General features: G+C 36.0%; 23 protein-coding genes and 1 riboswitch. Of the genes, 15 read left to right on the plus strand and 8 right to left on the minus strand.

Features of this window, described 5'->3' with window-relative positions; translation table 11 throughout:
* Window positions 1-4: 4 nt before the first annotated feature.
* Both MKY29_RS08665 and MKY29_RS08670 read left to right on the plus strand, forming a co-directional pair.
* Window positions 5-1,024, plus strand: a complete 1,020-nt coding sequence (locus tag MKY29_RS08665; protein ID WP_340879534.1) for a ThiF family adenylyltransferase — start codon at window positions 5-7, stop codon at window positions 1,022-1,024.
* 19 nt (window positions 1,025-1,043) lie between these two features.
* Entirely contained in the window at window positions 1,044-1,541 is a 498-nt protein-coding gene (locus MKY29_RS08670; protein WP_340879535.1) for a MogA/MoaB family molybdenum cofactor biosynthesis protein, read from the plus strand.
* Window positions 1,542-1,551: 10 nt separating this feature from the next.
* Here the strand turns inward: MKY29_RS08670 and moaC are convergent, their stop codons facing one another.
* Window positions 1,552-2,040: a cyclic pyranopterin monophosphate synthase MoaC gene (gene moaC / locus MKY29_RS08675; protein WP_090561589.1), complete on the minus strand. Its 489-nt coding sequence runs from the start codon at window positions 2,038-2,040 to the stop codon at window positions 1,552-1,554.
* A 64-nt stretch (window positions 2,041-2,104) separates the two neighbouring features.
* Between moaC and MKY29_RS08680 the strand changes: the two genes are divergently transcribed.
* Genes MKY29_RS08680 through MKY29_RS08715 form a run of 8 tightly spaced genes read left to right on the plus strand, consistent with a single transcriptional unit; the run spans window position 2,105 to window position 8,445 of the window.
* Window positions 2,105-3,361, plus strand: a complete 1,257-nt coding sequence (locus MKY29_RS08680) for a molybdopterin molybdotransferase MoeA (RefSeq protein WP_241600284.1) — start codon at window positions 2,105-2,107, stop codon at window positions 3,359-3,361.
* Window positions 3,358-3,870 (plus strand): molybdopterin-guanine dinucleotide biosynthesis protein B, encoded by a 513-nt coding sequence (mobB, locus tag MKY29_RS08685; protein WP_241600286.1) that lies wholly within the window; start codon window positions 3,358-3,360, stop codon window positions 3,868-3,870. Before MKY29_RS08680 ends, mobB begins: the two co-directional genes overlap by 4 nt.
* Entirely contained in the window at window positions 3,857-4,303 is a 447-nt protein-coding gene (locus MKY29_RS08690) for a molybdenum cofactor biosynthesis protein MoaE (protein WP_090561584.1), read from the plus strand. Before mobB ends, MKY29_RS08690 begins: the two co-directional genes overlap by 14 nt.
* Entirely contained in the window at window positions 4,300-4,533 is a 234-nt protein-coding gene (gene moaD / locus MKY29_RS08695; RefSeq protein WP_241600288.1) for a molybdopterin converting factor subunit 1, read from the plus strand. Before MKY29_RS08690 ends, moaD begins: the two co-directional genes overlap by 4 nt.
* Window positions 4,533-5,090: a molybdenum cofactor guanylyltransferase gene (locus tag MKY29_RS08700; RefSeq protein WP_241600290.1), complete on the plus strand. Its 558-nt coding sequence runs from the start codon at window positions 4,533-4,535 to the stop codon at window positions 5,088-5,090. Before moaD ends, MKY29_RS08700 begins: the two co-directional genes overlap by 1 nt.
* Window positions 5,091-5,106: 16 nt before the next feature.
* Window positions 5,107-6,123: a GTP 3',8-cyclase MoaA gene (moaA, locus tag MKY29_RS08705; protein WP_340879536.1), complete on the plus strand. Its 1,017-nt coding sequence runs from the start codon at window positions 5,107-5,109 to the stop codon at window positions 6,121-6,123.
* Window positions 6,124-6,138: 15 nt separating this feature from the next.
* Window positions 6,139-6,555 carry a hypothetical protein gene (locus tag MKY29_RS08710; protein ID WP_340879537.1) on the plus strand — a complete coding sequence of 139 codons (417 nt, stop codon included), beginning with the start codon at window positions 6,139-6,141 and terminating at the stop codon, window positions 6,553-6,555.
* 51 nt (window positions 6,556-6,606) lie between these two features.
* Window positions 6,607-8,445, plus strand: coding sequence for an SEC-C metal-binding domain-containing protein (locus tag MKY29_RS08715; protein WP_241600295.1), 1,839 nt, complete (start codon window positions 6,607-6,609; stop codon window positions 8,443-8,445).
* Between the two features lie 352 nt (window positions 8,446-8,797).
* Here MKY29_RS08715 and MKY29_RS08720 read toward each other — a convergent pair whose 3' ends face one another.
* From MKY29_RS08720 to MKY29_RS08745, 6 genes are read right to left on the minus strand one after another with little or no spacing between them, the layout of a single operon-like run.
* A complete protein-coding gene (locus MKY29_RS08720; RefSeq protein ID WP_093494730.1) occupies window positions 8,798-9,991 on the minus strand; it encodes a CaiB/BaiF CoA transferase family protein in 1,194 nt (397 codons plus the stop codon).
* A gap of 27 nt (window positions 9,992-10,018) precedes the next feature.
* Window positions 10,019-11,155, minus strand: a complete 1,137-nt coding sequence (locus tag MKY29_RS08725; protein ID WP_340879538.1) for an alpha-hydroxy-acid oxidizing protein — start codon at window positions 11,153-11,155, stop codon at window positions 10,019-10,021.
* 12 nt (window positions 11,156-11,167) lie between these two features.
* On the minus strand, window positions 11,168-11,944 hold the full coding sequence (locus MKY29_RS08730; RefSeq protein ID WP_340879539.1) for an enoyl-CoA hydratase/isomerase family protein: 777 nt from the start codon (window positions 11,942-11,944) through the stop codon (window positions 11,168-11,170).
* 14 nt (window positions 11,945-11,958) lie between these two features.
* Window positions 11,959-12,630: a methionine ABC transporter permease gene (locus MKY29_RS08735; RefSeq protein WP_093494733.1), complete on the minus strand. Its 672-nt coding sequence runs from the start codon at window positions 12,628-12,630 to the stop codon at window positions 11,959-11,961.
* Window positions 12,623-13,648 (minus strand): methionine ABC transporter ATP-binding protein, encoded by a 1,026-nt coding sequence (locus MKY29_RS08740; RefSeq protein WP_340879540.1) that lies wholly within the window; start codon window positions 13,646-13,648, stop codon window positions 12,623-12,625. The genes MKY29_RS08735 and MKY29_RS08740 overlap by 8 nt, the downstream gene beginning before the upstream one ends.
* 57 nt (window positions 13,649-13,705) lie before the next feature.
* Window positions 13,706-14,527, minus strand: a complete 822-nt coding sequence (locus MKY29_RS08745; protein ID WP_241600306.1) for a MetQ/NlpA family ABC transporter substrate-binding protein — start codon at window positions 14,525-14,527, stop codon at window positions 13,706-13,708.
* A 92-nt stretch (window positions 14,528-14,619) separates the two neighbouring features.
* A riboswitch (SAM riboswitch) is annotated at window positions 14,620-14,735 on the minus strand.
* A gap of 153 nt (window positions 14,736-14,888) precedes the next feature.
* On the opposite strand from MKY29_RS08745, the gene MKY29_RS08750 reads away from it, so the two are divergent.
* On the plus strand, window positions 14,889-15,395 hold the full coding sequence (locus MKY29_RS08750) for a PPC domain-containing DNA-binding protein (RefSeq protein ID WP_269915707.1): 507 nt from the start codon (window positions 14,889-14,891) through the stop codon (window positions 15,393-15,395).
* 34 nt (window positions 15,396-15,429) lie between these two features.
* Here MKY29_RS08750 and MKY29_RS08755 read toward each other — a convergent pair whose 3' ends face one another.
* Window positions 15,430-16,593 carry a pyridoxal phosphate-dependent aminotransferase gene (locus MKY29_RS08755; RefSeq protein ID WP_340879541.1) on the minus strand — a complete coding sequence of 388 codons (1,164 nt, stop codon included), beginning with the start codon at window positions 16,591-16,593 and terminating at the stop codon, window positions 15,430-15,432.
* 85 nt (window positions 16,594-16,678) lie between these two features.
* Here MKY29_RS08755 and MKY29_RS08760 point away from each other — a divergent pair, with 85 nt between their 5' ends.
* From MKY29_RS08760 to MKY29_RS08775, 4 genes are all read left to right on the plus strand, one after another.
* Window positions 16,679-17,455: a carbon-nitrogen family hydrolase gene (locus tag MKY29_RS08760; protein ID WP_340879542.1), complete on the plus strand. Its 777-nt coding sequence runs from the start codon at window positions 16,679-16,681 to the stop codon at window positions 17,453-17,455.
* A 69-nt stretch (window positions 17,456-17,524) separates the two neighbouring features.
* On the plus strand, window positions 17,525-18,004 hold the full coding sequence (locus tag MKY29_RS08765; protein WP_093494736.1) for a PaaI family thioesterase: 480 nt from the start codon (window positions 17,525-17,527) through the stop codon (window positions 18,002-18,004).
* Between the two features lie 265 nt (window positions 18,005-18,269).
* A complete protein-coding gene (locus MKY29_RS08770; protein WP_090561552.1) occupies window positions 18,270-18,680 on the plus strand; it encodes a VOC family protein in 411 nt (136 codons plus the stop codon).
* A 478-nt stretch (window positions 18,681-19,158) separates the two neighbouring features.
* The gene (locus tag MKY29_RS08775) at window positions 19,159-19,827 is read left to right on the plus strand and encodes a phospholipid phosphatase (RefSeq protein WP_340879543.1); all 669 of its coding nucleotides are present in this window, start codon (window positions 19,159-19,161) and stop codon (window positions 19,825-19,827) included.
* Window positions 19,828-19,848: the final 21 nt, after the last annotated feature.

Consider the following 19,848-nt stretch of genomic DNA (forward strand, 5'->3'; position numbering starts at 1 on the left):
TTTAATGGAATCGCGATATTCAAGACAACTATTATTTAAACATATAGGAGCATCTGGTCAAAAACAATTAAGTGATGCAAAAGTGGCGGTTATTGGTTGTGGAGCACTTGGTTCTGCAATTGCTGAAACATTGGTGAGAGCAGGAGTTGGTACAATTTATATAGTTGATCGTGATTATGTAGAGTTATCAAATATTCAAAGACAACAACTTTTTACAGAGGAAGATGCTGTGGAAATGCTTCCAAAAGTAGTTGCGGCTGAGAAAAGATTAAAATCGATTAACTCCAATATAGTTTTGCACACTTACTTACAAAACGTAGATTATACGCAAATAGAGTATTTAGCTGCTAGAGTAGATGTAATTATGGACGCCACCGATAACTTTGAAACAAGACAGCTGATCAATGATGCAGCATACAAACATAATATACCTTGGATTTATGGAGCGTGCGTTGGTAGCTCTGGTGTTATATTTCCCTTTATACCGAAACAAACAGCGTGTTTCAGATGTCTGCTACCAGTCTTGCCAACTGTCAACGAAACCTGTGATACCGTTGGAATAATCTCTCCTGCAGTTCAAATTACTGCAGCTACACAATGTACAGAAGCTCTTAAACTATTGACTGGAAATGATGGAGCTATTCGTTCAAAGGTGCATCATTTTGACTGTTGGAATAACACGTTTTTAGATATTGGTATTTCAAAGCTTAAAAAAGAAACTTGTGAAACATGTGGTGAACATGCTACATATCCATCTCTAGATAGAGATCAGCAATCACAATATGCTGTGTTATGTGGAAGAGATGCGGTTCAAATTTTACCAAGTCCAGGTAGGAAAGTTACGTTACAAGACGCAGAAAAATTAACAAAAAGTATTAAAGCATTCAAGAAAAGAACCCCTTACTTTGTAGAATTCCAACGAGAACAACATAGAATGGTACTATTCGCAGATGGAAGATTGCTAATACACGGTATAAAAGATGTAAACCTAGGAAGAAGACTATATACAGAAATTTTCGGATAAATGATGGGGGACTATTCAATTGTCAACTCAATTTGGATTAAATCGTACTTTAAACGTTGCAATATTAACAGTAAGCGACACTAGAACAGAAAAAACGGATAAAGGTGGATTACTAATTTCACAATTATTGGAGCAGGCATCTGTACATGTGGTGGAGAAGTTAATATGTAAGGATGAAATAAATGAAATTCAGGCTATACTCAAAATTTGGACAAGTAATGACAATATAGATGCCATAATTACAACTGGTGGGACAGGTATTGCAAAAAGAGATTGTACTATTGAAGCGATATTACCAAGCTTTACTAAAGAGATTACTGGTTTTGGAGAACTTTTTCGTTTTCTAAGTTTTACGGAGGATGTTGGAACGAAAGCAATGCTTAGTCGTGCGGTTGCTGGAGTAGTAAATGATAAAGCTGTGTTTGTTCTTCCAGGATCTGTCGGAGCTATTAAGTTAGCGGTAAATAAGCTAATTCTTCCGGAGCTTGAACATATTGTATTCGAATTGACAAAATAAAAACGAGAAACTAGACACTAGTTTCCCGTTGATAATCGCCATTTTTGCCACCAGTTTTGGATACTAGCATAGTAGATCCGATAACCATATCTTTGCCACCCGCTTTACACATATCGTAAATAGTTAGGGCAGCAGCAGATGCCGCTACAAGGGCTTCCATTTCGACACCTGTTGAACCGATAGTTTTCACTTCGGATTGGATATTAATTACATTTTCTTCATTACTAGACCATTCGAATGTAATATTTATTCCTGATAAGAGAATTGGATGACACATAGGTATTATAGTAGAAGTATTTTTTGCAGCCATTATACCTGCAACTTGTGCAACGGCAAATACATCTCCTTTTTTGTTAGTTCCATCGGTGATTTGGCTTTTAATAGTATCATTTACAGTGATAGAGGAAACGGCAACGGCAGTTCTAGTAGTTTCGTTTTTTTCCGAAATATCTACCATCTTCGCTCGACCTTGTTCATTAAAGTGTGTAAGTTCTGACATCATTTACATCCTTTCAAGTGGGATAAACAAATTATAGCATGTGTAGTAGAAGGAGTTGTTAAAAATGGTAGAAATCAGAAAACCAATTGCGGTAAGAGATGCTATAAAACGTGTAATGGACAAAGCGAATGCATTGCCAATAATAGAAATTACTCTTGAAGAAAGTTATGGATACATTTTGGCAGAACCAATTATTGCAATGCATGATGTGCCTTCATTTAATAATTCGCCATATGATGGTTTTGCGATCCGTTCAGAGGATTCGATTGGTGCCAGTGGAGATAATCGAATTCATTTTAGAGTGATAGATCATATAGGTGCTGGACAAGTTTCTAAACATGCTCTTGGAAGGTATGAGGCAGTACGAATTATGACTGGCGCTCCTATTCCAGAAGGTGCAGATGCAGTTGTCATGTTAGAGCAAACAGTAGAAAGTGAAAACACTTTTACTATTCGCAAGCCATTTAAACAGCTTGAAAACATTTCTTTACAGGGTGAAGATTCGAAAAAGGGAGAAATGTTGATTCCATTAGGTACTTTTATCCATCCTGGAACTATAGCGCTTTTAGCAACTTTTGGATATGCAAAGGTGAAGGTTAGAAAAAAACCAATTGTCGGTATTCTTTGCACTGGGACAGAGCTTTTAAAGGTAGAAGATGAATTAGCACCAGGAAAAATTCGTAATAGCAATGGACCAATGATAGAAGCACAGTTAAAGAGAAGGGGTATTGAATCTCGTTACTATGGAACTCTTTCGGATGATTTAGAAAGCTGTTTCCAACTTGTAAAAAAAGTGTGGGAGGAGACTGACTGTGTCATAACTACTGGTGGAGTTTCAGTAGGTGATTTCGATCATTTACCAGAAATCTATCGTAGACTTCAGGCTGAGGTACTATTTAACAAAGTAGCTATGCGTCCTGGTAGTGTGACAACTGCAGCATTTGCAGATGGTAAGTTACTGTTTGGACTGTCTGGTAATCCATCCGCTTGTTTTACGGGCTATGAATTGTTTGTAAAACCAGCTATTGAAAATATGATGCTAAATAATTGTCCCTATACTCCTCATATAAAGGCAAAATTGACAGAGGACTTTTTAAAGCCTAATCCATTCACTCGATTTGTTCGAAGTGTGTATAGGTTTGAGGGGAATGAAGCAATTATTACTCCCGCAGGTTTTAACAAATCTAACGCAGTGTCGTCGATTGCAAGAGGTAATGCGTTGATGGTGCTCCCAGGTGGCACCAGAAATTTTGTAGCAGGTGACATAGTAGATGTTCTATTATTGGGAAATGAAAATGGTGTTTCTTCATGGATGTCGTGAGTATTTTACAAGTTGTAGGGTATAAAAATAGTAGAAAGACTACTTTAATAGATAATTGGGTTAAAGAACTTATTTCAACTGATAAAGTAGTTTCCGTTATCAAGCACCATGGACATGCAAATGGTCTAAATCTTCCTAATAGCGAAACAGATAGTATGAAGTTTTTCCTTTCTGGAGCCACATGCTCGATTGCTGTAGATGATCAAACGATTCAAATGCATCAAGCAAAGAATAATTGGACGCTTCAGCAATTAGTACAAATAGCAAAAATCAGTGAACCCGAGGTTATCTTCATAGAAGGATACAAACAGGAACATTATGAGAAAGTAGTTATTTTGAGAGATTCAAAGGATTGGGAGACACTTCAGTATCTGACGAATATCGTTTGTGTAATTGTACACGGTGACCTGAAAATAGAAAATTATCCAATGATACATATTGAAAATACAGTTCTATTAAAAGAATGGTTAATAGATTGGATTGGTGGAGATAAGCTTGAAATTATTTGAAATCGTAGAAACAGTGATTGACCCAGAACCTTATAGAAAAGCGGTGCTACATGCATCTGCTGGAGCAGTAACAGTATTTACGGGTCATGTTCGGGAATGGACTAAGGGAATAAGAACTATTTATTTGGCATATGAGGCATATATACCGATGGCGGAAAAAAAACTTGCTCAAATTGGGAAAGAAATTGAAGAACAATGGCCCAACACTAAAGTTGCTATAGCCCATCGAATTGGAAAATTGGAAATATCGGATATTGCAGTTGTTATCGCCGTCTCATCTCCTCATCGTAAGGTCGCCTATGAGGCAAATGAATATGCAATTGAACGCATAAAAGAAATTGTACCAATATGGAAGAAAGAAATTTGGGAAAATGGTCAGGAATGGATAGGAGAACAAAAACAGAAGCCAATAGTGGAAGGAGAGCTAAAATGATTACTGTATTGTATTTTGCAGGTTTGAAGGAAAAGACTGGATTAGATAAAGAAGAGTTTATATTTTCGGGAAAAACTGTAAAACAATTATTAGAGGAACTTCAACGTAAATATGAAGGACTATCAGATGGAATAATCCAGGTTGCTATCAATGAGGAATATGCTTTACCAGAAGATATTATTGAAGAAAAAGACATAATTGCATTGATTCCTCCGGTTAGTGGTGGCTGATGAAAACAGTTGGGATTTTACTTGCTGGGGGAATGTCTAGGAGATTTGGTTCTCCCAAAGCGTTCGCAACATGGAACAATCAGTTTTTTTATAACTTGTCTTATGCTGCATTAGATAAAGTATGTGATGAAGTGATTATTATTACTAGAGAAGAGTTATTGCCTTTATTTCCAAAGGATCTTTCCCTACTTATTGATGATCATAGGTTTTCTGGGGATGGACCATTAGCTGGTATCTTTACGGGTATGAACAACATAAAAGCTGATCAATTTGTAGTTCTTCCGTGTGATATGCCATTTATAACAAGTGAAGAGTTAAAACGGTTAATGCTTTATCGTTCTACTGGAGACATTAAAGCCGTAAAACAAGGAGAAATATTTCATCCGCTTGTAAGCATATGGAGTGGAAGTTTGAAAGAAAAAATATATCAAAGTTTAATGAACAAAAATTTTAGTGTAATGCAGTTTATGTCAACTGTAAGTACAATGTGGATTCTTGCAGATCAGATTAGTGATAATCCAGCTTCTGTGTTCCAAAATATAAATAAACCACTATGAAAAGGAAGTGAAATGTATGTCGGTGAATATATTGCAAGATCGATTATATAGACCAATGAAAGATCTGCGAATTTCAGTAACCGATCGCTGTAATTTCCGTTGTTCATACTGCATGCCTAAAGAAATTTTCGGTGATGATTATGTGTTTTTACCTCGAGAGGAACTATTAACGTTTGAAGAAATGGAAAGATTAGCAAAGATCTTTGAAAGTTTTGGTGTTAGAAAAATTCGATTAACTGGCGGAGAGCCGTTAATGCGAAGAAATATAGATGAACTGGTTAAAAAACTGCTCACTTTGGACAATATTAAAGACGTAGGTCTAACTACAAATGGAGTATTATTGAAGCAATATGGTCAAAAATTGAAAGATGCTGGATTAACAAGACTCAATATAAGTCTTGATGCATTAGATGAAAACTTATTTGGAAATCTCAATGGAAGAGGGATTAAATCTTCTTTCATTTTAGAAAATATACAATTTGCACAGAATCTTGGCTTTGAAGTTAAAGTAAATATGGTCGTCCAAAAAAATGAGAACGATCAAGAGATTATTCCAATGGCTAAGTATTTTAAAGAACAAGGAATTACTCTTCGCTTTATTGAATTTATGGATGTTGGAAATGATAACGCCTGGAGTTTTGAAAAAGTAATAACAAAAAAACAAATTTTAACGATGCTACAACAAGAATTTGATTTAGAGCCCGTAGATAAAGATTATTTTGGTGAAGTTGCTGAACGTTATCGATATGTAGGAACTGAATCTCAAGTAGGCTTTATCACATCAGTATCGGAATCTTTCTGCTCGTCTTGTACGAGAGCACGACTATCATCTGATGGAAAGTTTTACACATGCTTATTCGCTACAAATGGATTTGACTTACGAGAACTCATACGAAATGGAGCAACAAATGATGAGTTATCAGATGCTATCAAGAATGTGTGGGAGCTTAGAACGGATCGGTATTCAGATGAAAGAACAGAAGAAACTGCTAAAAACCGTACAAAAATAAATATGTCTTATATTGGTGGATAAGAAAGGAGCATGAAAATGACTAAACCCGGACCAGCATTGAAACAGTTGCATTCACACCATGCTATACATGAAGGAGGATTGTCAGGTGCCATACAAAAAACGAATAACTTTTTAGAATTATTGAGATCACGTGAGCTAGAAGCAGCAAATTTTGCTGCGGACGACCTATTAGATTACTGGGAAACAAGAGTTATTAGCCATGCAGATGCTGAGGAATCAGGATTCTACCAAGAAAAAGTGGAGGAGAATCCGGCTTTAAGAGATGTTGTTATAAAACTTGAAAGAGATCATGATTTACTCCGGATTATCTCTAAAGACATTAAGGAAATTCGAAACGAGCACGGTTTAAATGAGGCTGTAATCCAACGATTTTATGCACTTCTAACAGTCAACGAAATTCATAGTAGAGACGAAGAATGTCTTTTATTCTAATAGAAATTGGAACGATATGAAAGTATGGTTCGATGAAAAGGAGTTTAACAAATGACTCGTAGAAATGACCCTTGTCCCTGTAATAGTGGGAAAAAATATAAAGCTTGTTGTTTAAAGAAAGAAAATATTATTTCAATAGATGAAGAACTAAATAAAGATTTAGAACAAGTGCTACTAAACTTTTTTCATGCTCACCCGACTAAAAAGGAAACAAACGAAATTTATGAGTGGATTGGTGACAGAGAAGAATATTTATCAGATCGATTCGATAATGATAAAGTGAGTGCTATTATGGGAGATTGTTATTACTTCAATCATCGTGTAGATATTTGGCAAATGCATTTAGAAAGAGAATCAGCCAAATCGAAAAGACCAAGAGTTCAAACTGTTTTAGAAGGTTGGATGAATCCTAATATAATCCTTGGAACTATCTTGCAAATAAGTAATAATAGTGCGGAAGTTGTGGATGTATTTTCTGAAGAAAAGGTAATGATAGAAATTCCAAATCCATTCGAAGGAGGAGTGGGAGATTTTATTTTTGGGCATTTTCTATTAGATTCCAGGCAACAAGAACGATACTATAAATTATTAAATTCTTTAATCGTATTCCCTGCGAAAGATGAAGCACTTGTTGAACGTGTAAAGGCTTTATATACCAACAGCAAGAGTGAATCAGTACTTGATTTTTATAATAAGTATATTATTGAATGCTATGTAATTTTAGGAGATAAAGAAACTTCCATCGAGGAGCTATTTAGTGAAGAAGAGCTGGAGCTAATTTCTATTTTACATAGTAGTCTAGTAGAAATGGATATCAAGAGTGATAAGCTAATGTACATCTTTATCGAATATATTCAAAGAAAAGGTATTCCTAAGGGGATTAAAAAACCTACTGCGTTAGTGGCAGGGGCCTTGCAGTTTGGTATGCTAAATTCTATCATTTCTTATATCTGGACAAAGAAAGAAATCTCATCGTTTTTAGAAGTTTCAACTACTACGGCTAACAAATATGAAGAATTATTCAAGGAGTTTTATGAGCATGAAATTTCAAAAGAAGAACTAACTCAGAATACTGTATTTGCCTTTGAAGTAGGAACAGATGCAAATCTAGTAGAATTTTCAAACTGGAAAATGGGTATGCATCTTAGCAAGATTTCTATTAAAAATGAGAAAGAGATGAGTAGATATATAGATATTTATAAAGATAAAGAATTTAACCCTGTAAATGATAAAGAAGCTTCACAAAAGTATGCATATGAGGCGTATATCTCTATGGATTTGATTGAACGGGAACGACTAGGTTCAATTGCTTATGAGCTCGACCCTCAAAATATTGATGCAATCTTGTTAAAAGTAGATAATGAACTGGAACGGTCTGTATTTTTTGAAGAAGCGATTAGCATTGGAGAAAAACAGTTTGATCCGAATTTTGAGTCCGTATGGGGATATTTACCGAACAGACCATATTTGAGAGCCCTGTTTAAATACGGATTATGGTGTTTTGAGCAGAAGATGTTCAAAGAAGCTTTTAATCTATTCAATAAAATTTTACAATTAAATCCATCGGACAATCAAGGGGTTCGCTATCCTTCAGTTGCGACACTAATCGCTTTAAATAGATTAGAGGAAGCGGAAAGTTTAATGAGTCACTACCAGGATTCAGATAATGCGTTTTTTAGCTGGTTCCGTTGGGCAATGGAGAAAAAGAAAAGCTTTTTTTCTAAAGAAACACAGGACGCGTATGATTTGGCAAGCGAAGATAATGCTTACGTGGCAAATTATTATCGTTTGAAAGCTCCCGCTTTAGCCTATCCACATTCTATGGCTATCACGCCCGATAGTCCAGAAGAGGGAAAAGTAATTTGGACACTATTGCAGCCAATTATTTAGACCGATTGCACATTGCAATCGGTCTTTTTTTATACTTTAGGAAATTATGGAATTTTTGACATGTAGATAACTTTCTACAAGTGAATCTCTGTCCAGACTCCAGCGCATAGCCGCTCGAGTCGCTTCAGACTAGCGAATAAAGGCAAAGAACGCCTTTATTGCTATTCTTCCAGCCCTTGTCGGGGCTGACATAGGCGCTTGCGCTTTTGATATAACCCATAAAATGCTGGAGATAGCCCATAAAAGTCTCTATAGATTTTGAGAACGTCCTAATAGCCCATTAAAATTTGGAAATAGCTCTTAAACTATAGCGCATAGCCCATTAAAGCAATACAATGCCCCATAACAACAATTACTCATTCATAACTTTATCGGACAATAGTGTTCTTACTTCATCTTCTGTGTATCCAAGCTCCAAAAGTATTTCTTTGTTATGCTGACCAAGTAGGGGAGCTGCAGTTCTGAATTGTCCTGGTGTCTCGGAAAATTTAGCTGGAAAACCTAGTGTTTTCATTGGACCTGCTATCGGATGTACATAATCTACTATCATTTCTCTTGATAGAATATGTTCATCATTCAATGTTTGGTCATACGAATAGATAGGTCCAGAAGGGACGCCACTTGAATCTAGTAAATCTAGCCAGTAGGAGGAGTGGTGTTCGCTTAAAACTTCCTCTATTTCTATTTCTAGTTGGCTAGCATTTTTTGCTCGAATACTATTTGTTAAAAATCGTTCGTCCGTGAGCCATTCCGGTTTATGAACGACGTGTAAACAAAATTTTTCCCACAGTTTCTGATTACCTGCTCCAATAAGTATAAATCCATCTTGTGTTTTATAGCCTTGATATGGAGCAGAAACACGATGTGCTGTACCATTTCTTTGTGGTACTTCACCTTTGCCAAAATATGCTGCTGCTTCCCACACAGTCCATGCGAGACCAGAATCTACTAGGGAGACGTCGATATATTGTCCAGCACCTTTTTTTAACCGATAAATATAGGCGGATAAAATAGATTGGATGGCGGTTTGTGCAGCTGCAATGTCGTGTATTGCAATGCCTACTTTGACAGGTTTTCCAGCTTTTTCTCCAGTCATATCGATCAGCCCTGAAAGTCCTTGGGCCATAATATCATAGCCACCTTTGTCTTTATAAGGCCCTGTTTGGCCATAGCCGGAAATAGAACAATATATCAACGCCGGGTTTATAGCTTTCAGCGTATCATAATCAATTCCAAGTTTCTTCGTAACACCAGGTCGATAATTTTCGATAAAAACATCCGCATTTTTAATAAGTCTATATAATACTTCTAGTCCTTGTTTTGTTTTTAAATTAATACATATCCCGCGTTTGTTACGATTTACCATCATATACATATAGCTTTCTTCGTTTATATATGGTCCCATACTTCTAGTGTCGTCACCACTTGGAAATTTTTCCACTTTAATAACTTCAGCACCCATATCCGCTAAAACCATTGTGCAATAGGGTCCAGCGAGAACCTGCGATAAATCAAGTACCTTCATACCTTTTAATGCTTGTTCCATCGTATATCTACCACCTTATATTTTCCGTTAATCTTTTAATAGCTGAAGATTTTTAACTTCCTCTAAATTACGAGCACCACTTAACGAAATCGAAACTCTAAACTCCTGTAGGAAGTTCTCTAATACACGTTCCACACCGATTTGGCCCCCAGTAGCTAATCCCCATATGACGGGGCGACCAATACAGACTGCAGTGGCTCCAAGTGCTAAAGCTTTTACTGCATCTGATCCTCTTCTAATTCCACTATCAAATAAAACAGGAATTCTCCCGTTTACTACTCGGATGACTTCTGGTAGGGCATCAATGCTAGCAATAACACCATCTAATTGGCGTCCTCCATGATTCGAGACGATTATTCCATCCATCCCTTTTTCAACAGCAAGTTTAGCGTCCTCTGGGTGAAGTATTCCTTTTATTAGGATTGGTAGAGTTGTATGCTCGCGTAACTCAGAAATATTCATCCAATTTAAAGTAGGGTGGTAGATATTTTCTAGAATATTATTTACGATAGTCTCTTGAGAATGATCGCTAAGTGAAGCCATGAATACTGGATCTGATGCATAATTTCCTTGTCCGAATCCGCGTTTCAATGGAGAGTATTGATTGCGAATATCTTCCTCTCGCCAGCCAAGCATCGTAGTATCTATTGTTATTACAATTGCTTCATAGCCCGCTGCTTCTGCTCTTTTTACCATACTAAAGGAAACTTCTTTATTTTGAGAAGACCAATATAATTGGAACCATTTAGAACTACCTTTTGTTTCGGCTGCAATTTCTTCAATAGAATAGCTGGATACCGTACTTTGAATATAAGAAAATCCGAATTTTGCTGCAGCTTTAGATACCGCTAATTCGCCATCTTCATGTGCAATTTTATTCACCCCGACGGGAGCAATGAGAAGGGGGTGGGGATATGTATGGCCTAGAATCGTCACTTCTGTATTTAAAGTAGATACATCCGTTAAAAAACGTGGGATGATAGAATACTTAAAAAAAGATTCTGTATTTTTTTTATATGTTTCTTCACCACCAGCAGAGGAACGAATGTATCCGAATGGACCGGGTTCTAATATTTGTTTTGCTCCTTCTTCTAATTCTGCAAAGTTAATAGGATAATGGGAGTTTGCTCCAATATTTTTTAATAATAGATCATTCGTGGACATATGAAACACCTCTTATGTAAAATTTGGTTTTCTTTTTTCTAAGAATGCTTGGATGCCTTCTTTATAGTCATCGGAGCTGAAAGAATCTAAGATAAGTTCTTCAATTTGTTTTGTTTCTTCATTATCACCATCAATAATTGCTTGAATTACTTGTTTAATACCGTTATTTGCAACGGAAGACTTATGGATAATTTGATGAGCGAACTCATGACACTTTTCCTCTATCTCTTCCATCGGATAAATATAGTCAACTAAGCCAATTTCTTTTCCTTCTTCTGCTGTGATTAGTTTTGCAGTATACAATAATTCCTTTGTTTTTGTAATTCCGATAAGGTTAACTAATCGTTTTGTACTTACAAGGTTATAAATAATGCCGATGTTTGCAGCGGTTATACCAAGCTTACTACCAGAAGATGCGAATCGGAAGTCACAGGAATTAGCAAGTTCTAATCCACCCCCAATTGCTAATGTCTTAATAAGGGCAATAGTAGGTTTGGGGAAACGATATAATTTTTCAATTGATTCAAGTGTTGCATCATTATAATCCTTTGCTTTTTGGGCAGAAAAGCGATTTTCTAGAAACTCTGTTATATCTGCACCAGAGGAGAAAGCAGTTTCATCTGCACCTTTAAGGATTAACAATTTAACTTGCTGATCATTCTCTAAATCATTTAATGTTTCACCGAGCTTTTTGAACATAGCAAGGGAGAATGAGTTTTTCTTATCCACTCGGTTAAATACAAGTGTTGCGATTGATCCACTTCGTTCCACATATAAAAGATTCGTCATAAGTTCGCCTCCTGCTAGTCTTTTTTAATATTTGCTGCAATACGATTTCCGATAGATTGAATACTTTGTACTAGGATGATTAAAATTACTACTGTTGCATACATTACATCAACTTCATAACGTAAATGTCCGAAACGATATGCCAAGTCACCTAAACCACCTGCACCAACCATACCTGCCATTGCTGTAGCACCGATTAAGCTGACCGTTGAAATGGTTAATCCTAAAACGATAGAAGGTCGAGCTTCTCGAAGTAAGACATTCCAAATGATTGCGCGTGTACTAATACCCATAGCGGTATAAGCCTCAATGACACCATTTTCCACTTCCAAAAGAGCAGATTCCATTAGTCTAGCAATATATGGTGCTGTATAAATTACTAATGGCACGATAACGCCTTGAACTCCAATAGTTGTTCCAACTATTAATCTTGTAAAAGGAATTATGAAAAATAGTAAAATGATAAAGGGAACAGAACGTACAATATTTATGATTAAATTAGTAATTTGATATATAAATTTGTTTTCTAATGCCTGGCCAGGTCTAGTCAGGACGATTAAAATACCTAATGGAATCCCGATTAATACAGAGAAAAATAGGGAGATACCCACCATTTGAAATGTTTGTACAACAGACTCACCAATAATCGGTAGCCATTGTTCTATAAATTGATCGATTCTACTCATGAGACTGTCCCTCCAGTTCTTCCGTTGCTACACCTTGAGAATCTAAATAGTGTATAGCATTTCTAACCTGGTCCTTGTCGCCAATTAAATGGACCACTATATTTCCGACAATGCCATTTTTAAGTTCGATAATATTGGCAGTTAATATGTTCGGTTGGACATTAAATTTTTGACTTACTTCAGCTAATAAAGGTTTTCCAGTGCTTTCTCCGACAAATGTTAAGCGAGTGACTGCACCCGTAACATTTAACTGAGAAATTAAAGAAGTGGATAAATTACGCTGACTTATTGTATTTAAAAACTTTTTAGTTGTAGGGTGTGTAGGGTTAGTAAATAGATTAATAGCTGTATTTTGTTCAACAATTTCTCCATTTTCCATGACATATACATGATCACAAATTTTTTGAATGACATTCATTTCATGCGTGATTAAAAGTATAGTAATACCTAATTCTCGATTTATCTTTAGAAGCAAATCTAATATGGAATCAGTAGTTTCTGGGTCCAGTGCGCTTGTTGCTTCATCACTAAGCAATACTTCGGGTTCCTGCGCTAGTGCACGGGCAATTGCAACACGCTGCTTTTGGCCACCAGATAACTGGTTTGGATAGTTTGTATGCTTGTCAGTTAATCCAACTATTTCTAAATATTGATCCACTCGTTTTTTTACTTGCGCTTTATTATATCCAAGTAGCTTAAGTGGAATGGCGATATTATCATAAACAGTTGCTGTTTTTAATAGATTAAATCCTTGAAATATCATGCCAATTTTATTGCGGGTTTCACGCAATTTAGGGAGGGGAAGGGAAGTAAGTTCAACACCGTTAATAAAAACTTTGCCTTCCGTTGGCTGTTCGAGTAAATTTACGCATCGAATCAGTGTACTTTTACCAGCACCGCTATATCCAATGACTCCATGAATTTCTCCTTTATTTACCTGAATATTTACTTGGTTTACTGCCTTTACTATTCCACTCTTGCTTTTAAATTCTTTCGATACATTTTCTAACTCAATCATTTACTATCTTCCTTTCTAAAGAAAACGCTACCGAAGTCGGTAACGTTTTCAAGTCCATTATTCGTCCCAGCTAGCTAATACAGAACCTTTAAACTCTTCTTCGATAAACTTTCGTACTTCTTCCGATTGATATGCTTTTACAAATTTTTGAATCGTTGGATCATCTTTATTTTCCGCACGAACAACCACAAAGTTTACATAAGGTGAGTTAGAAGATTCTAATAATATAGAGTCCTCTTTTGGGCTAATTCCTGCTTCAAGTGCAAAGTTCGTATTAATGGCAGCTGCATCTACTTCACTTAATTGTTTTGGTATTTGAGCAGCTTCTAGTTCAATAAATTCCAGGTTTTTTGGATTTTCTTCAATGTCATAAATACTAGCTGTTTCTCTTTTGTCTTCTTTAATTTTGATGTAGCCATGTTCTTCTAAAATGTATAGTGCACGCGCGCCATTCGTTGGATCATTTGGCAAACCAAAAGTTGCACCGTCTGGTAGATCATCAATTGACTTATATTTTTCTGAATATACACCCATTGGATTTAAAATTGTTTTTCCTACTGGTACTAAGTCAGTACTGTGATCCTCGTTAAACGTGTCTAGGAAAGGTTCGTGTTGATAGCTATTCGCATCTAAATCACCTTCTGATAATGCAGTGTTAGGTAGAATATAATCAGAGAATACTTTAAGTTCTACTTCTAAACCATCTTTAGCTGCCACTTCTGCAGCTACTTCTACAATTTGTTCATGTGGTCCGGCAGTTACTCCTACTACTATTTTGTCTTCATTGATTGCTTTAGCTTCTGACGCAGCGTCAGACCCACAAGCTGCAAGAGTTCCAGTTAATAATACCGTTGATAATAAAAAACCAATCTTTTTCATTTGTCATTCCTCCGAATAATTATTAAGAACGTTGTATAAATATAAAAGCCTCTCTTCCAGTAGAAAGAGAGGCGCATACATACGTTTGTCCTCTCTTATCTATCAAAACAAAATGTTTTGCAGGATTTAGCACCTTTCCATATACAAAAAATATATGGATGGTTGCCGAGCTTCATAGGGCCAGTCCCTCAGCTACTCTTGATAAGAGATATCAGCTATTAAGTTTTCCAACAGTTCATAAAATATAATTTACTACATCAAATTATTAAAGTCAACAGACTTTTTTTATAGTTGCATATATCATTCGAATTAGTTTATGTTTAATAACAATAAATAATTATACATAGGGAGTGTGTAAGCGTTGTCAAAAATTAGAGCAAATTATGCTGTAGGGCAGCTAGGGAAGATAGTGAGCGCACGTTTAGTTTATGGAACTGATCTGCTGGAAGGGATAGAGGAATTGTGTAAAGTAAATGGAATTCAATCCGCTACAATTCTTAGTTGTTTTGGTAGTTTTCAAAGATGTGGATTTGTGTATTTAGTACCAAATGAAGATTCCCCTATAGGTGTAGGATACAATAATCTTGTTGTGAAAGAGGGGCCAATTGAGTTCTTGCAGGGTACAGGAGTTGTATGCCAAAGAGATGATCAATTTGAAACGCATTTCCACGGTACAATATGTGACCAAAATGGCAATATTTTTGGTGGTCATTTTATTAAAGGTGAAAATCCTGTTATTACAGTAGACCTAGTGTTGGCAGAAACTGTTGATATGGAGTTTAAGAGACAGTTTGACGAAGAAACAGGAGCTAATCAGTTTTATCCTGTAGAAACGAATAAAGAAAAACCTAATCATCTACATAAATGAAAATTGCAGCCCTATATTAATGGGCTGCACTTTTTTAAAATAAATTAAGCTTTCCAATGCGTGTAATTGCTTCTCTTAATCGAACTTCATCCACTAATAAACCCACGCGAACATACCCTTCGCCGTATCCACCAAACCCATTACCAGCAGCAACTGCTACATCGGCTTCGTTCAAAAGTAAATCAGCAAAAGCTTCACTTGTAAAATTATCGGGAACAGGTAACCATGCGAAAAAGGAACCTTTTGGTGCATTCACCTGCCAACCAATACTGTTACAAGATTCAATAAGAGCATTTCGTCTGCTCTCATATAAATCCACTAATTCCTTTACACATTCTTGACTATTATTGAGTGCAACCGTTGCAGCATCCTGTACGGCAGGGAAGAGACTAACAAATAAGTGGTCTTGAATTATATTTATAGCTTCAATAATTTTAGCGTTCCCAACAGCAAAACCAACTCTCCAGCCAGCCATATTATACGTTTTGGACAATGTGTACATTTCAATACCTACGTCTTTTGCACCATCAGCTTGTAAGAAACTAATTGGCTTCTCTCCATCAAAACCTATTCCACCATATGCAAAATCATGGACAATGGCAATGTCCTTTTCTTTTGCCAACGAAACAGTTTCTTGGAAAAAGTCTAAATTAGCGATAGCGCCAGTGGGGTTATTTGGATAATTTAAGTACATAAGTTTAGCTTTTTGTTTTTGCTCCTCTGTTAAGGAACTGTAATCAGGAAGGAAATTATTTTCCTTGAGTAATGGCATCGTGTCAAACGCTACATTAGCAAGTCCTACCCCAGATAAATAATCAGGATAGCCTGGGTCAGGAAGTAGCATTAAATCATTTTCATTCATCAGTGCCAACGGGAGCTCTACTAAGCCAATTTTAGTGCCAAATAATATCGCTACTTCAGTTTCAGGGTCAATGTCAACATTATATTCTCGTTTATAGAAATTGGCTGCCGCTTTTTTAAATTCTCCAGTTCCACGAAATGGACTATACTTGTGGTTTAATGGATTGGCTGCCGCTTCCTGCAGTGCTTGTACAATATGCTCAGGAGTAGGCTGATCAGGATTACCTTGTCCAAGATTAATCACATCTCTACCTTCTAAAACTGCGTCTCCAACTTTTTTTACTAGTGTAGCAAAAAACTGTGAAGGTAGATTTTTTAAACGGTTTGAAAATTCCATGTTCGTAACCTCGTTTTCTAATAAGTTGCATTTGTTAGTCAAATCTTATAACCTTTTTATTATTATGTCTATAGGGGTGTCAAAAATGAGAATTGCATGTGTCCAATTAAATATAGCTTTTGGTAACCCAAAAGAAAATTTTAGAAAAGTAGAAGAAAAGATTCGGAAAGCAGCGATGTTAAATGCAGAAATCGTCGTACTGCCTGAAATGTGGAATACTGGTTATGACTTAACAAACCTTGAAGTAACAGCTGATATAAACGGAGAAGAAACTAAAAATCTCCTAACTCGGTTAGCTAGTGAGTTACATATTCATATTATTGGAGGCTCCGTTTCAACAAAAAAAAACAATCATTTCTTTAATACGATGTACGTAGTAAATAATATTGGAGAGCTGATTGCTGAATATGATAAAGCGCATTTGTTTAAATTAATGGATGAGCATCTATACTTAGAGGCAGGAACAAGCAAAAATATCTTCACGCTGAATGATGTCGAAATGGGTGGCGTTATCTGTTATGATTTGCGTTTTCCAGAGTGGTTCCGTGCCCATTCATTGGCAGGAGCGAAAATTATTTTTGTACCTGCTCAATGGCCGGCTACTAGAGTTGATCATTGGAAAATATTATTACAAGCTCGGGCGATTGAAAATCAATGTTTCATCGTTGCAGTAAACCGGGTCGGAGAAGATCCTAACAATTCATTTAACGGAAATTCGATGGTAATCGCACCATGGGGCGAGGTTCTTTGGGTTGGAGCTGATGAAGAAACAATAGGTTTAGTAGATGTAAACATGGATGATGTGGAAGAAGTAAGAAAAAGGATTCCGGTTTTTAAAGACCGTAGAGTGGACCTATATTAAAAGATATAGTGCTATCTGTATTGACGTACAGATAGCTTTTTTGTATGGTTTTCTAAAGGGGGAATTAAAATGGTAGAAATAATTCGCGCGATTCAAGATGAGTACCCGGAGGATTTTGCTTGGTGCTATGGTTGTGGGAGAATGAACAAAGAAGGGCATCACTTTCGTACAGTATGGGATGGAGAGCAAACAGTAACTATTTATGAACCGAAGGAAGAGCATATAGCGATACCTGGTTTCGTATATGGCGGGCTAATTGGGGCATTAGTCGACTGTCATGGTACAGGTTCTGCATCGCTTGCTCTACATCGAAAGAATGGATTTGAACCAGGTAGTGGAGAAACACCACCTCGCTTTGTTACTGGTTCCTTGCATGTAGATTTCCTAAAACCAACTCCGCAGAAAATTGTTCTAAAAGCAATTGGCCAGGTAGAAGAAATTCATCCTAAAAAATTCAAAGTTACTACAGAAGTATTTGCAGGAGAAGTTCTCTGCGCTCGTGGTGAAGTGATCGCTGTTCTAATGCCTGCATCTTTTGGGAAACAATAAATTATATAGAACCTGCTAATAAACAAATTGTTTTTATTAGCAGGTTCTTTTTTATTTTGGCTATGTTAAAAAGAAAGTGTTGATTTTCCGTGAGGTGGTATTGAAATATTCACTTTAACAAGCACAGCAGATTAATTGAAGAAGAAAAGCTAGCCACTTATGTCGCATTACGGATTCTATAAAATATTTTTATTCTTGGAAGGAATTCATTTGTGGAATAGAGAATTATAAAGTGAATGACAATACTATAGTAGAGGTGAGTATCATGGGGTTTCAGGCTGATAAGATATTCGTAAATTTAGCAGTAAAAGATTTAAATAAGTCTAAGGCGTTTTTCTCTAAATTGGGGTTTGAATTCAATGCTCAGTTTACCAATGAGCTTGCAGCAAGCATGATTATTAATGATAATATATTTGCTATGTTGTTAGTTGAAGAACATTTTAAGACTTTTACGAAAAAAGAAATCTCCGATTCTACAACAAGTAACGAAGCAATATTGGCATTATCTGTTGATAGTAAAGAAAAAGTCGTTGAGATTGTAAACAAGGCTTTAGAAGCAGGTGGAAAACCTTCAATGGAACCACAAGACCATGGTTTTATGTATGGGTGGAGTTTTGAGGATATTGACGGGCATCTTTGGGAGCTTTTTTTCATGGATGAAAGTTCAATGAATTAATTTATCCTAAAGACAAAGTAACTTACATTATACGATTGAGGAAGCTAGCACATGGTGTTAGCTTTTTTGTCGTAAATTATGAAGATCTTGAGGAACAGAGTTAAAATTAAAAAGCTTTCAAGATCTATAAAATTACATAATAAAAATGAGATTGGACTGGTGCCATAATCAGAGTAGGATTAATCACTCATGAGTGCTCCTGGTATAGAGTGCGCCAGTCTGTGATGTGCCGTGGTCGTTGGAGTTAGACTAACAATGTGCTCAACGGTACCATAGTTGGTCGGCCATAATATTGTTTATTTAAAGTTGAATTATTTAAATGGGGCACGTAATTTACTGATAATCACTTCATTATGAAATTGAAATAAATAGTTCGAAATTAAGTACGTTTCATTTGATTTTCTATTTATTATCAAGCTAATCCTTAAGATTAAAACATTCAAAATTTGGGAATGAAAGGAATAGGAGGTTGATTTTAATGGATACATTATTATATTTTCTTTATGTAGTTTTATATACTGCGCTATTAATTTGGGGGTTATATGGCATAAGAAAGCAGGATTTAGCAAAATGGACAAGTGTCATCTATTTAGTGATCCTACCATTGATCTATGATAACGCAATACTTGCTACAGGTAAGTGGATTGGAGAAGGGGAGTTATTGGAAAGCTTAAACTTTTCTCGTTTTTGCTTACATGCTTTAATCACACCATTACTTGTTATGTATTCTTTAGGGACATTGCAGGAAAGTGGTATCAAATGGGCAAAGAAAAAGTGGTTATTTATTTCAGGTATTATATATACGATTGGTTTAATGATATTAGAATTTTCTAAAGAGGTTGTTGGATTAGACATTGAAGTAGTGAAAGAATACGGGGTAATAAGCTATTCAAATGTTAAAGAATCAACTGGTCCCCCTGTAATGGTGTTATTAGTTACTATCATTCTCATTGTAGCAAGTGCAATCTTGTGGAAAAAAACCAAATGGCCAGTTTTCTTTGTAGGTGCCGTAGTTATGACTTTTGGAAGTGCAATACCTATAGATGTAGAAAGTGGAGCAGTGACGAATGCATTTGAATTATTTTTGATATTTACTTTGATATGGACTAAGAGACGTCTTATAACAAATGAGCTAAATGTTAAATAGTTTCAATATAAAAGACATACT

The organism is Psychrobacillus sp. FSL K6-2365 (assembly GCF_038003165.1).
Lineage (GTDB): Bacteria > Bacillota > Bacilli > Bacillales_A > Planococcaceae > Psychrobacillus > Psychrobacillus psychrodurans.